Below are 12,083 nucleotides of genomic sequence, written 5' to 3'. Positions count from 1 at the left end.
GGACCTGCTGAGCGACCTACGTGCGGATCTCGGTGCGGGTGAGCGGCGGGTTCGGGTCGGGGTAGCAGACCACCGCGGACTTGATGGTGACGAACTTCCACTTGATCGTCGCCTGGAGGTTCAGGCCGGGGTCGTCGAAGCTCGAGCCCTGCAGCTTGGTCTCGATGACGCCGGAGCTGCCTGCCCGGAGCTTCACCGTCAGGGACGGCAACTGGTAGCCGGCGCCACCTGGGATCGGACCGGAGACGCGGATCGTGGCGACGCCGTTCGCGACTTCCAGTGTGGGCGTCGACCCGAGACCGGACCCGCCGCTCAGGTGGGAGCTCACGTAGCTGGAGTTCGCGGGGATCGGGATCCGTAGGGACAGGTCGCGGACCTCCTTGAGCTTGAAGCCCTTGACCTCAGCCGGAAGCGAGCCGGGCAGGATGTCGACGACCACGTCGAAGACCAGGCCCGGCAACACCCTGGCCGGCGCCTTCGCTTGCACGCCTTGGCGCAGCGAGAACTGCTGCTCGCCGAACTTCGTGTCGGCCCGGCACGCATAGCTGACCGCCGCCGGAGTGGCTGCCGCCGGCAGGGTGGCGAGAAGAAGGCCAGTTGACGACAAGCACATGATGATGCGGCGAGTAGTCATACGACTACTCTATGGAGTCATCCGGAGAAGTGAACCCCTGTCTCGCCAGGTGACCAGACGGTCCGTCAGGCAGGGCGGCGAGCGATGGCGAGCAATGAACCGCCGGCCGGAAAGTTGATCCCGGCGCGAATCAGGGCGCCTTCGAGGCGCATCGCGGCGTAGCAGGCCTTGTTGATCGGCGCGGCCATGTCGAGCTCCTCCTCGACGTTGCCCGCGTCCTTCTTGAGCAGCCGCGATGCCATCATCGCGGGCAGCAGCAGGGACACGAACGACGCCACCCGGATGACCTCGAAGCCGGCGTCCTTGATCTCAGCAGTCAGCTCACGCTTGGTGTAGCGCTTGACGTGGTGAGCCGCGACGTCTGCCTCGCTCCACAGCCACTTGTGCTGCGGAACAGTGATCAACAGGCCGCCGCCCGGCTTGACCGCGCGATACATACCGGCCAGCACCGCTGGGGCGTCCGGGATGTGCTCGATCACGTCGAAGGCGCCGACCACATCGAAGTCTGCTTCGTAGGGGACCTGGGTCGCATCCAGCTGGCGGAGCTCGACGCCTTCCGGCATCCGGATCCGGGCCTTGTCCAGACCCTCCTCGAACAGCTCCGTTCCGACCAGCCGCCAGTCCGGGTGGAGCTGCCGGACCCGGTCGACGACGTAGCCGGTGCCGCAGCCCAGCTCCAGGAAGGACTGCGCGGACGGGAACTGGCTGTCGAGCGCCCAGTTGATCAGATCGCTCCTGGCCCGGAACCAGAAGCTGGCCGCCTCCACCTCGAAGAGCTGCTCGAAGTGCCGGGGGTCATATCCGCCTGTGGGTCCAGCCGCAGTCATCGCCCGAGTGTATGGCTGGTGGTCCACGCCACAAAACCCCCGTCGCGGAACGGCACCTGGATCAGCCGTGGTTCATCGACCGGACAAGTACCAACCACCGGCACCGGCGAGGACCAACAACACCGGCAGGATCAGCAGCAATGGCCAGCGACTCCGTCGACGACCCGCCCGCTGAGTTGTCGTTCCCTCGTACTCAGGCACCGCCTGAACGGTCAAGGGCGGCGGTGGCGATTCCTGCTCCACCCGGTAGGCCTCCGATTCGAGGCGTTCCGCCAAGGTGTCGGCCCGCTGCCAGCGTTCGTCGACCCGATAGGCCAGGGCGCGCGCCAGGATGCCGTCGAGGTCGCCGACCGATTCGCCCAGAGTGGTCAGCAGGCTGGGCGGATCGCTGTCCGGGTCCCGCGCGATCACATCGGTAATCGACGAGGCGACGAACGGCGGTCGCCCGGTCAGCAGCGCATAGGTCACCGCGCCGACCGCGTAGACATCCGCCCGCTCGTCGAAACCACCTGCTTCCGTGCCCTGTTCCGGCGCCATGTACGACGGGGTGCCGACGGCCTGGGTCATTCCGGACGCCTCAGCGATGCGTTTCGCCAGCCCGAGATCGGCGAGCACGATCCTGTGTGTCCCCCCGTCGAGGTGATCAGCCCGCAACGGCCGCAGCAGCAGGTTCGCCGGGGTGATGTCGCGGTGCACGACCCCTTCGTCATGGAGGGCTGCCACGGCGCGGGCGAGGTCTGCACCCCACCAAAGCGCGTCAGCGGGTGCCAGCGGTCCCTGCTTGATGATGTCGGCCAATGTGCCGCCGCTGACGTGGTCCATCACGAAGTACGGGCGGCCGTCCGGCAACTGGCCGAGGTCGAAGACCCGGACCACCCGATCGCTGGCGATCCGGCGCATCAGCCGGGCCTCAGCGAGGAACCGCTCGCGCACATCCGCCCGGGAGGCCCAGTTGTCCGCCAGCACCTTGACGGCCACGTCGATGTCGAGGTCGTCGTCGTATCCGCGCCAGACCGTGGCGAAGGCGCCCGCGCCGATCTTCGACTGCAGCCGGTACCTTCCGATGACGTCCATCCCGGCTATTGTCGGTGACACTATGGATCAAGGCGAATACCGGCGCCTTGGGTGTCCAGGCCTGGGGGAGCATGAACGACGAGCTGGAAGCACTGGCAGCCCGCGCGGCAGCCGGTGACCAGACCGCGATCCCCGAGCTGCTGCAGGCGATCCGGCCGCAGGTGCAGCGCCGGGTGGCCAAGTTCCTGCCGTTCCGCGAGGACGCCGAGGAAGCCACTCAGGACACGCTGCTCACAGTGGCGACCAAGATCCACACCTTCAAGGGCACCGGCAGCTTCGCCGGCTGGCTGACCGTGGTCGCGACGAACTGCGCCCGGCAGACCTACCGTTCGCTGAAACGCCGCTCCGTCGAGCAGTCCGCGGAGGTCCTGCCGGAGGCGATCGATCCGCGGACCACCTCGGTGATCGCCGGCTCCCGCCTCGACCTGCTGGAAGCCCTCGAGTCGCTCGAGTCGAACCACCCGCAGCTCGTGCAGCCGCTCGTACTGCGCGACCTCGGCGCCCTGAGCTACGCCGAGATCGCCGAGGAACTGTCCGTCCCCCTGGGCACCGTGAAGGCCCGGATCCACCAGGCCCGCAAGGAAGTCGCCGAACTGCTCACCGTGCGCTGACCCGCTCCTCGGGTGTAGGGCGGCACTCCCTCAAGAGCGTAAGGGCCGCCACCCGACTTCGCGACGCGCAGACGCTAGCAAGCGCCGCCGTCAGTTGATCAGGGTTTTCACGATGGTGGTCATGCGGTCGACGGGGATGGCGAAGCCGATGCCGATGTTGATGCCGGCCGTCACCGTCCCCTCCAGGCCGAGTGGTGAGCCGACCGCGAGCACCGGGTCGCCGACGCGGAGCTGGGAGGACCGGCCGAGCGTGAGCGCCCGCAGTCCCGCGGCATCCGCTGTGGCGACCTGGAGTACTGCGAGGTCGTTGTTCGAGTCGACGCCGATGATGTCGGCGTCGATCGATCGGCCGGTCGACAGGACCAGCGACACACTGTCGGCTCCTTCCACGACATGGGCGTTGGTGACCACATGTCCCTGCTGATCGATGGCGAAACCCGAACCGGTCGCACGCCCGGCACGTACGGACACGACACCGGGCAGCACCCCGGCCTGAGGTGCCGCGGCCGCCGAGCCCCCGCACGGCCTTCCGAGGATCCGCTCGGCCCCCGCAGCTAGTAGAGGTCGCCCGACCCGGGATTGGGGGCGAGGCTGTCGATGGCAGCGAGGTGGCGCGGATCGTCAGGGAACTGGCCGAAGGCCGGCGCCCAGGGGGCGTTGTTTAGGCCGACGCGCTCGACGGCCGTGGCGGTCAGTCGGGCCAACTGCTCGAGTCCGGCGACTTCGCCCGCTGTCGCCTTGCGCGCCAGGGACCAGTACGCACCGATCGCCGCGACCGGTTCGGGTGAGCCGACCGGCACCATGGCCAGGCTGCGGACGAACGTGATCCGGTAGGCCTCCAGCGGGATCCGGTCGTCGGTCTCGATGTCGGGCACGATCGCGGTTTCGTCGTGCAGCATCGCCCAGCCGCTGATGCAGGCGGTCAGCAGGAACCGCTGGCCCTTCCACAACGGCGCGATCGCGTCCTCATCGGCATAGAAACAGTTGTTGTCCTCGCGCAGCACGAACGTCGCACCCTGCGCCCCGGTCACCTCCCGGGCCGCCCGCCGCACGATCCGCGTCAACTCGCCCAGATCGCGCGCCCGGTCCATTTCCTCGCGGAACTCCGCAGCCACCCGCATACCCGCTCCCCGCTTGCACAGTCCTACACCCGATGGTCGCCCACTCCCCCAGGTCAACACCAGGCTCCCACTCATCCCGTCGCCTGCCACCCCCGTCTCAACTCGCGGACCAGAGCTGCAGCCAGGCGGCGGCCAGATCTGGGGACCTCGGACACCCCGTGGGGACCTGGGTCAGGGCATTTCGTGTCCGAGGTCCCCACGGGGTGTCCGGACCCCCGACAGCTGCACCGGATCCGACGCGCCGGCGCGCCCCAGGACGTGGGTTCGGCCCGACCCCTGTTCGCCACCACGCACCACGCGCGCCGGCCCCGACCAGCGCACTCACCCAGCCCGGCACACCAACCGCCCGACCCCTACCCGACCGCGCAATGACCCGCACACACTCGTCAGCGAGACAGTCCCCGGGCTGCGGCTCGGGGCTGGGGTGGGGTGGAACGGCTACTCATTCAGGCGATGCCGGGGGGCGGCGGGCGGGCCTAGCGTCGGGGTATGACGCTGAGGATCGGGCTCGCTGGGACGGGTCGTCGAGCTGTTGAGTTTCATGCTCCGGCGCTGGCGGCTTCGCCTGATGCCGAGTTCGCGGCTGTTTGGAGCCGCTCCACCGAGTCGGCCAAGGCGCTGGCGCAGGAGTACGACGTTGAGGCGGCCCGGACCTTCGGAGAGCTGCTGGACAAGTGCGACGCGGTTGCCTTCGCGCTGCCGCCGGCGGTTCAGCCCGACTTCGCGAGCATCGCGGCCAAGCGGCACAAGCCGATGCTGCTCGAGCGACCGATCGCCGGCGACCTGGCCGGCGCGGAGGAGTTGGCCCGGGCCGTTGAACGGGCCGGAGTGGTCTCGCAGGTCGCGTTGATGTGGCGGTACTCCGAGACTGTCCGGCTGTTCCTCGAGCAGCAGGTGCCCGGGATCCACCCGGCCGGCGGTGCCGGTCGGGTCGTCTCAGGTTCCCTCGCGAAGCCGGGCGTGCCACCGTGGCGGGTCCGCCGGGGCCTGTTGATGGACCACGGCGTCGACCTCGTAGACCTGCTGGACGCGGCACTCGGACCGGTGGTCGGCATCCACGCCAGAGGCGAACTGGAGGGCTGGGTGGGCCTGCAGATGGACCACCAGGTGGGCAAGTACAGCGAGGGAACCCTGTACGCCACCGGCCAGGAAGGGGTCCACAGGGCCGACGTGGAGGTCTTCGGCTCGGGCGGCGCGGCCGAGGTCGACTGCTCTGAGGTAGTCGACGCCGACGCTTTCGCGACCCTCTACCGGGAGTTCGCCGAAGCCGTACAGAAGGGCGTCTCGCCCGACCTGGACGCGGCCCGCGGCCTGCACCTGCAACACGTGATCGAGGCAGCCGAGACCCAGGTCCTGGCCGGAGACTGATCCGTCCCGACCGGGGCCTGACCAAATCCTGCCCGGAGGCTCCGACTCAGAGCCTCCGAGCAGGAACCCAACGCAGGTACCCCCGCGGCGGGGTTCAGCGCACGAACGCCGCCGCGGGGACCAGGCGCGGCGGCTCAGCGCAAGAACTCCACCGCGGGAGCTCAGCCGCGGATCAGCCCTTCGCGTCCGCCTGGCCGAGGAAGCTCACCAGCGTCGACGTACCGTCCGAATCGACGACCATCAATGCGGCACTGCCGGGGCGGTCGTCGATGACCAGCTTCTCCGGCTTCCGAATCATGTGCCGCAGCACCACCGGATAAGCGGCCGACCTGCCACCCACGGCGATGATCACGGTGTCCGTCGGGCGGTCGTACATCGTGGAGCTGAACGGCAGGCGCTCCACCTCTTCCAGGTCGCCGTAGGTCCGGTCGAGCACTTCGATGGTGATCTCCTCACCCTCGTGCTCCTTGGTCAGCTGGTCCAGCGACGACTCCCACTGGCTGCGCTCTTCCGCCGGCCGATCGATCGTCCTGCTCTCGCCCATCGTGACCCGTCCCTTCACCTGGCCCCGGGCCGAGCCGCCCGAGATCCACCTCGATCCTGGCCCGCGGCAGCCGTCGCAACATCCCGCGAACGAGCGGTCTAACCCCAGTTCTTGGTGCGGGCCAGAAGCGGGCGGGAGCCGGCCAGGACGGCGGCGTACAGCTCCCGCACGTGGGCGGCCTCGGAGTCGCTCATCACCGGGGACTCCGGCTTGCCGACGGCAACCTCCCAGGTGGGCGGGATGTCCTCACCAGAGGCAGCCCACGCGGCCTGGCGCGCTGCGCCGAGAGCGACGTACTCCCCAGGCTCGGGCAGCACCACAGGAGCGCCGAGCAGCGCAGGAGCAAGTGCCTGTACTGCGCGGGAGCGGGCAGCTCCGCCCAGCAGGAGCACCCGCTGGACCGGCAGGCCCTGCGCTCGCAGCGCGTCCACGGCGTCGGCGAGACCGCAGAGCATGCCTTCCACCGCGGCCCGGGCCATCGTGGACGGCTGCGAAGTCGCCCGGGTGAGTCCGTAGATCAGCCCGGTCGAGTGCGGCAGATCGGGAGTCCGTTCGCCGTCGAGATACGGCAGCAGCACGAGCCCCTTACTGCCCTCTGACTCCAGCGCCGCCTCGTCCAGCGCCGCGAGGTCGATCCCGAGCAGCTGGGCCGTCGCGGACATCACCCGGGCGGCGTTCAACGTGCACACCAGCGGCAGATATCCACCGGTGGCGTCCGCGAATCCGGCCACGAACCCGCTCGGGTCCGTCGTTGGTGCTGCCGACCTCGCGAACGCGGTACCGCTGGTTCCCAATGAGACGGCGACGTCGCCAGGCTGCAGGTCGAGCCCGAGTGCGGCGGCCATGTTGTCGCCGGTGCCGGCCGCGAGAGCCGCGCCGAAGGAGGTCTGGCCGACGATCTCGGCCGGCCCGGCAACGCGCGGCAAGGCGAGCGAGCGACCGAAGGCGAGTTCCACCAGGTCAGGTCGGTAGGAGTTCGTCGTCGGGGACCACCAGCCGGTGCCGGACGCGTCACCACGGTCGGTGGTGAGGTCCTCGATACCGGCGCGATCCGCGGCCAGCCGGTGGGTCAGCCAGTCGTGGGGCAGTGCCACGGCCTCGGCGCGGGCGGCCGCACCGGGTGCCGCCGTTCGAACCCAACGCAGCTTGGTGACGGTGAAGCTCGGCACCGGCACCGAGCCGGTGGCGGCCGCCCAGGCCTCTGGACCGCCCAGCTCGGAAACGAGTTCGGCAGTTGCGTCAGCCGAACTGGTGTCGTTCCACAGCACGGCCGGGTGGACGACCTCCCCGGCGCCGTCGAGCAGGACCATGCCGTGCTGCTGGCCGCCGACCGAGACTGCTTCGACGCCGTCAAGCAGACCCTCCGACGCCGTCTGCCAGGCGGTCCACCACTCGGCGGGATCCACCTGGGTGGCGTCGGGGTGCGGCGCCCGACCCTCGCGCAACACCTCTCCGGTGGCCGCATCGCACACCACGACCTTGGTCGCCTGGGTGGAACAGTCCACTCCGGCAACCAGTCTGGGCTGACTCATAGCTAGTAGTTCCTCTCGATCCGGTCAGGTGACGCAAGCAGGCGGAGCATTTCGCGGGCCAGGTCGGTAGTCGTGACCAGCGTGCTGACCAGGCCGGCCCGCACCGCTGCGATCACCGCCGGGGCCCGGTGGACCCCGGCCGCGAGCGCCACCCGTTCGGCCGGCCGGCGCAACTGGTCCATGGACACCGCGATGATCATCTGCTCCAAGGGTGACTCGACCAGTTTGCCGTCCAGGTCGAGAAGATGCCCGCTGACCTCCGCGATCGCTCCCCCGGCGAGACCGTCGTCCCGGACCTGCTGGGACACCGCGTCCCAGACCGTGGAGCAACCCGCCCGCCACGCGCCGATCGCGATCACGGAGACGTCCAGGCCATCCGCCAGCGCCAAGGTGTCAGCGATCCCGGGCTGCCGGCGCAATGCGGTCACCGCCGCGATGTCGTCGACGACCAACGGCGCATGTACTGCGTGCGCCGTACCGCCGGCGAGTGCCGCGGCCCGGCGGACCAGGTCCATCGTGCTGCCGCCGCCGGCGGGCGAATGCAACGAGCCCGCCATCTGCACGACCGTGCACGCGGGCAACGACCCCAGGTGATCCACCATCGCGTCGACAGCCCGACTCCACGTCAGGCCCAGCAGGTCGCCGTCATGGATCAGCGGAGCGACCGTCCGGGCGGCCGCCTCGGCGACCTGGTCCCGGACCTGCTCGGGTGATCCCGAGGCGTGGGTGACCACGCAACGCCGGACGACGAGAGCCTCGGCCAGCTGCTCCGAGAGGGTGTGGTCGATCGGGCTCGGACTCTTGATCTGGATCTGGACGATCCCCCTCGCGCGGGCGCCCTCGAGCAGCCGGGCGACCTTGAACCGGCTCAGGTCCAGCTCCTTGGCGATGTCCACCTTGGAGGCGTTGTCCAGGTAGTAGCGACGGGCGACGTCCGCCAGCAACTCGTCGTCCTCGTCGCCGTCACCGAGCAAGGTCACGTCGTCCGGCCCCCAATCCGTTCACGCGATTTCCCGCACCGTAACGGTTTCAGAGCACCACCGCGACCGGCCGCCAGCTGGTGAAACCGGCCGCGGTGAGGGCTGCGATCATCCGGCCGGCCCTTCGAGTGTTGCCCTGGCCCCGCGCTCATGCAGCGACGACAGCGCCGAGGTGTAGGCCCGGACGAACCGCTCGTCGTCGACCAGGTCACCGAACAGATCCCGGTCGGACACGAAGAGCAGCGGGTCTTCACGATTGTGCTGCGCCCGCTCGACCAGTTTGTCGCGGAGCCGGTCCACGACCTCGATCGGTTCCCCCTGCTCGTCGACGCCCTCGGCGTACCGGGCCCAGGCGGCGACGACCAGCGCGGCCCGGTCGATGCCCCGGCCGGCGGCGAGTTGCTCGCGGATCACGGGCAGCAGCCACTTCGGGATCCGGTCCGAGCTCTCCGCGCAGAGACGGGCGAGCGTGTCGCGCACCTCCGGGTTGGCGAAGCGCTCGATCAGCTGGTGCTTGTACCGATCCAGATCCACACCGGGCACCGGCGGCAGCGTCGGGGTCGCTTCCTCGTCCATGTAGCCGAGGAGGAAGTCGACGAACAGCTTGTCCTGGCAGACCTCGTGCGCGTAGCGGTAGCCGGCCAGGTAGCCGAGGTAGCAGAGCGCCTGGTGGCTTGCGTTCAGCAGCCGCAGCTTCATCAGCTCGTACGGCTCGACATCACTCACCAACTGCACGCCGACGTCCTCGAACGGCGGCCGGTCACCGCCGAAATCGTCCTCCAGCACCCACTGGGTGAACGGCTCGCACACCACCGGCCAGCCGTCGTCGATGCCGAACCGTTGCGCCAACGCCTCCTTGTCGGTGTCGGCTGTGACCGGGGTGATCCGGTCCACCATCGAGTTCGGGAAGCGGACCTCGCGCTCGATCCAGTCCGCCAGCTCCGGGTCCTTCAACCGGGCGAACGACGTCAGCATCCTCTTCGCGACGTGACCGTTGCCCGGGATGTTGTCGCAGGACATCACCGTGTACGACGGAACACCGGCCGCGCGGCGCCGGGCCAGACCCTCGACCACCAGGCCGAACGCGCTCGTCGGCACAGCGCCCGGCTCCAGGTCGTGCCGGAGCCCGGGATCACCCGGGTCGAACTCACCGGTCACCTGGTTGACGTGGTACCCGCCCTCGGTGATGGTCAGCGACACGATCCGGGTCGCCGGGTCGGTCATCCTGGCCAGCACCGCCTCCGGGTCGTCCGGCGCGTAGAGGTACTCGACGATCGAGCCGATCACCCGCGGCTCCATCGCCCCGTCGGGGTGCTTGACCACCAGCGTGTACAGCCCGTCCTGGGCCTGCAACACGTCCCGCATCCGCTGGTCCGGCGGCATCGTGCCGACACCGCAGATCCCCCAGTCGAGCGCCTGTCCCTCGTTCATCAGCCGGTCGAGGTACATCGCCTCGTGTGCGCGGTGGAAGCCGCCGACGCCGAAGTGCACGATGCCGGGGCGGACCGCACCGCGGTCGTACGCCGGCACGCCAACCTCGTTGCCAAGGGCACCTACCGTGGCGGAGCCGAGCTTGTTCAGATTGGTCTGGGTCACTTGACGGCTCCGAGGGACAGGCCCTGGACCAGCTTGTCCTGGGCGGCGAATCCGGCGATCAGCACTGGCAGCGACACCACCAGCGATGCCGCGCAGACCTTGGCCAGGAACAGGCCCTGGCTGGTGACGAACCCGGTCAGGAACACCGGGGCGGTCTGCGCCACGGTGCCGGTCAGCACCCGGGCGAACAGCAGTTCGTTCCAGCTGAAGATGAAGCAGATCAGTGCCGCCGACGCGATCCCCGGCATCACCACCGGCGCGACCACCGAGCGCAGCGTACGTGTCAACCCGGCGCCGTCCACCTCGGCGGCCTCGAGGATCTCCACCGGCACCTCGGCCAGGAAGCTGCGCAGCATCCAGACCGCGATCGGCAGGTTCATCGACGTGTACAGGATGACCAGCAACCAGATGTTGTCCAGCAGTCCGGCGAACTGGGCGAACAGGTAGATCGGCAGCAGCCCCGCGACCACCGGCAGCATCTTGGTGGACAGGAAGAAGAACAGCACGTCCGTCCACTTCTTGACCGGTTTGATGGACAGCGCGTACGCCGCCGGGAAGGCCAGCAGGATCACCAGGGCTGTCGACAGGATGCTCGCGGTCAACGAGTTCGCGATCGACGGCCAGGGGCCGGTGTCGAAGAACGAGCGGAAGCCGTCCAGGGTCAGCGGCGCGGTCAGGTCCGGCGGATTCTTCGCCGCGTCCTCCTCGCGGTGGAACGAGGTCAGCGCCATCCACAGCACCGGGAGCACGAACAACGTGCCCACGATCCAGGCCAGAGCCGACAGCGCCATCCCACCGCCGCGCCCCTTCTTACCGGTCACGATCGTCGCCTGGCCGCTCATCGCTTGCCCTCCTCCCTGAACAGCGTGGACACCGAACGCAGGGCGAGCGTTGCGATGATGATCGTGCCGATCACGACGATGACGCCGGCGGCAGAGGCCCGGCCGTAGTCGTGGGCCGTGTAGAAGGTCTGGTAGATCGTGTACGGCAGGTTCGCGGTACCGAGACCGCCGGAGGTGATGGTGAAGACGTGGTCGAAGTTCTGCACCACGTAGATCGACCCGAGCAGTGCGCTGAGCTCCAGGTACTGCCGCAGGTGCGGCAACGTCATGTAGCGGAAGATGTCCCATTGGCTGGCGCCGTCGATCCCCGCCGCCTCGATCACGTCGAGTGGACGGCTCTGCAGCCCGGCCAGCAGGATCAGCATCATGAACGGCGTCCACTGCCAGACCAGCGCGAAGATCACCGACCACAGCGGCTGGTTGCTGATCCAGTCAGGTTGTGGCGCGTTGGCCCCGAACACCCATTTCAGTACGCCGTTGAACAGTCCGTACGACGGGTTGTAGAGCGCGTGCTTCCACAGCAGTGCGGCCGCAACCGGCACGATCAGGAACGGCGTGATCATCATCGTCCGGACCACGCCACGACCACGGAACTTCCGGTCGAGCAGCAGCGCGATCGCCAACCCGAGCAGCAGGCTGATCAATACCACCGCGGCGGTCAGCAGGATCGTCACCCAGATCGCGTGCCGCGTGTTCACGTCGGTGAGGACGCGGCGGAAGTTGGCGAACCCGGCGAAGCCGCGTTCGTCGGGATAGTACGCGTTCCAGTTCATGAACGAGATGATCACGGTGACCACGAACGGCAACTGGGTCACCAGGATCATGAACACCAGCGCCGGCAGCAACGGCGCCCGTCGGGCCCAGTCGCCGGTACGGCGCATCATCGTGCCCTCGGATCCGGGCGGAACCGAAGCATGGCGCCCCGGACGGGCCTCGGCTTCGACAGTCATGAAG

Annotated in this window: 13 protein-coding genes; 2 read left to right on the top strand and 11 right to left on the bottom strand. The window is 68.9% G+C overall.

The genetic code is table 11. The features are described 5' to 3' along the window. Nucleotides 1-16 precede the first annotated feature (16 nt). From ABD210_RS31245 to ABD210_RS31235, 3 genes are all read right to left on the bottom strand, one after another. The gene (locus tag ABD210_RS31245) at nt 17-634 is read right to left on the bottom strand and encodes a hypothetical protein (protein ID WP_344116517.1); all 618 of its coding nucleotides are present in this window, start codon (nt 632-634) and stop codon (nt 17-19) included. A gap of 65 nt (nt 635-699) precedes the next feature. Further along, entirely contained in the window at nt 700-1,461 is a 762-nt protein-coding gene (locus ABD210_RS31240) for a class I SAM-dependent methyltransferase (protein ID WP_344116516.1), read from the bottom strand. 72 nt (nt 1,462-1,533) lie between these two features. Then, nucleotides 1,534-2,535 carry a serine/threonine-protein kinase gene (locus tag ABD210_RS31235; protein WP_344116515.1) on the bottom strand — a complete coding sequence of 334 codons (1,002 nt, stop codon included), beginning with the start codon at nt 2,533-2,535 and terminating at the stop codon, nt 1,534-1,536. 14 nt (nt 2,536-2,549) lie between these two features. Here ABD210_RS31235 and ABD210_RS31230 point away from each other — a divergent pair, with 14 nt between their 5' ends. Continuing rightward, nucleotides 2,550-3,146 (top strand): RNA polymerase sigma factor, encoded by a 597-nt coding sequence (locus tag ABD210_RS31230; RefSeq protein WP_344116514.1) that lies wholly within the window; start codon nt 2,550-2,552, stop codon nt 3,144-3,146. A 90-nt stretch (nt 3,147-3,236) separates the two neighbouring features. On the opposite strand, the gene ABD210_RS31225 is transcribed toward ABD210_RS31230, so the two are convergent. Next, complete coding sequence (locus ABD210_RS31225; protein ID WP_344116512.1) at nt 3,237-3,617, bottom strand: S1C family serine protease; 381 nt, start codon at nt 3,615-3,617, stop codon at nt 3,237-3,239. Nucleotides 3,618-3,700: 83 nt separating this feature from the next. After that, the gene (locus ABD210_RS31220; protein ID WP_344116510.1) at nt 3,701-4,267 is read right to left on the bottom strand and encodes a GAF domain-containing protein; all 567 of its coding nucleotides are present in this window, start codon (nt 4,265-4,267) and stop codon (nt 3,701-3,703) included. Between the two features lie 489 nt (nt 4,268-4,756). Here ABD210_RS31220 and ABD210_RS31215 point away from each other — a divergent pair, with 489 nt between their 5' ends. Continuing rightward, on the top strand, nt 4,757-5,635 hold the full coding sequence (locus ABD210_RS31215) for a Gfo/Idh/MocA family protein (protein WP_344116508.1): 879 nt from the start codon (nt 4,757-4,759) through the stop codon (nt 5,633-5,635). Between the two features lie 172 nt (nt 5,636-5,807). On the opposite strand, the gene ABD210_RS31210 is transcribed toward ABD210_RS31215, so the two are convergent. The 6 genes from ABD210_RS31210 to ABD210_RS31185 form a co-directional block, all read right to left on the bottom strand. Beyond that, on the bottom strand, nt 5,808-6,179 hold the full coding sequence (locus tag ABD210_RS31210) for a DUF5335 family protein (RefSeq protein ID WP_344116506.1): 372 nt from the start codon (nt 6,177-6,179) through the stop codon (nt 5,808-5,810). Nucleotides 6,180-6,277: 98 nt separating this feature from the next. Beyond that, nucleotides 6,278-7,711, bottom strand: coding sequence for a xylulokinase (gene xylB / locus ABD210_RS31205; protein ID WP_344116505.1), 1,434 nt, complete (start codon nt 7,709-7,711; stop codon nt 6,278-6,280). A gap of 2 nt (nt 7,712-7,713) precedes the next feature. Then, nucleotides 7,714-8,691, bottom strand: a complete 978-nt coding sequence (locus ABD210_RS31200) for a sugar-binding transcriptional regulator (protein WP_344116504.1) — start codon at nt 8,689-8,691, stop codon at nt 7,714-7,716. A 108-nt stretch (nt 8,692-8,799) separates the two neighbouring features. Then, complete coding sequence (locus ABD210_RS31195) at nt 8,800-10,287, bottom strand: mannitol dehydrogenase family protein (RefSeq protein ID WP_344116502.1); 1,488 nt, start codon at nt 10,285-10,287, stop codon at nt 8,800-8,802. Further along, a complete protein-coding gene (locus ABD210_RS31190) occupies nt 10,284-11,129 on the bottom strand; it encodes a carbohydrate ABC transporter permease (protein ID WP_344116500.1) in 846 nt (281 codons plus the stop codon). Before ABD210_RS31190 ends, ABD210_RS31195 begins: the two co-directional genes overlap by 4 nt. Next, entirely contained in the window at nt 11,126-12,079 is a 954-nt protein-coding gene (locus tag ABD210_RS31185; RefSeq protein WP_344116498.1) for a carbohydrate ABC transporter permease, read from the bottom strand. Before ABD210_RS31185 ends, ABD210_RS31190 begins: the two co-directional genes overlap by 4 nt. Between the last annotated feature and the right edge of the window lie 4 nt (nt 12,080-12,083).

This window comes from Kribbella alba, assembly GCF_039529635.1.
Classification (GTDB): domain Bacteria; phylum Actinomycetota; class Actinomycetes; order Propionibacteriales; family Kribbellaceae; genus Kribbella; species Kribbella alba.
The sequence above is the reverse complement of the archived record's forward strand: the minus strand, read 5'-3'. Positions and strand labels throughout refer to the sequence as shown.

What these genes read in the sequence shown, in the direction of transcription:
- ABD210_RS31245 (WP_344116517.1), bottom strand. Translation starts at nt 634, where the DNA reads ATGACTACTCGCCGCATCATCATGTGCTTGTCGTCAACTGGCCTTCTT.
- ABD210_RS31240 (WP_344116516.1), bottom strand. Translation starts at nt 1,461, where the DNA reads ATGACTGCGGCTGGACCCACAGGCGGATATGACCCCCGGCACTTCGAG.
- ABD210_RS31235 (WP_344116515.1), bottom strand. Translation starts at nt 2,535, where the DNA reads ATGGACGTCATCGGAAGGTACCGGCTGCAGTCGAAGATCGGCGCGGGC.
- ABD210_RS31220 (WP_344116510.1), bottom strand. Translation starts at nt 4,267, where the DNA reads ATGCGGGTGGCTGCGGAGTTCCGCGAGGAAATGGACCGGGCGCGCGAT.
- ABD210_RS31215 (WP_344116508.1), top strand. Translation starts at nt 4,757, where the DNA reads ATGACGCTGAGGATCGGGCTCGCTGGGACGGGTCGTCGAGCTGTTGAG.
- ABD210_RS31210 (WP_344116506.1), bottom strand. Translation starts at nt 6,179, where the DNA reads ATGGGCGAGAGCAGGACGATCGATCGGCCGGCGGAAGAGCGCAGCCAG.
- xylB (WP_344116505.1), bottom strand. Translation starts at nt 7,711, where the DNA reads ATGAGTCAGCCCAGACTGGTTGCCGGAGTGGACTGTTCCACCCAGGCG.
- ABD210_RS31190 (WP_344116500.1), bottom strand. Translation starts at nt 11,129, where the DNA reads ATGAGCGGCCAGGCGACGATCGTGACCGGTAAGAAGGGGCGCGGCGGT.
- ABD210_RS31185 (WP_344116498.1), bottom strand. Translation starts at nt 12,079, where the DNA reads ATGACTGTCGAAGCCGAGGCCCGTCCGGGGCGCCATGCTTCGGTTCCG.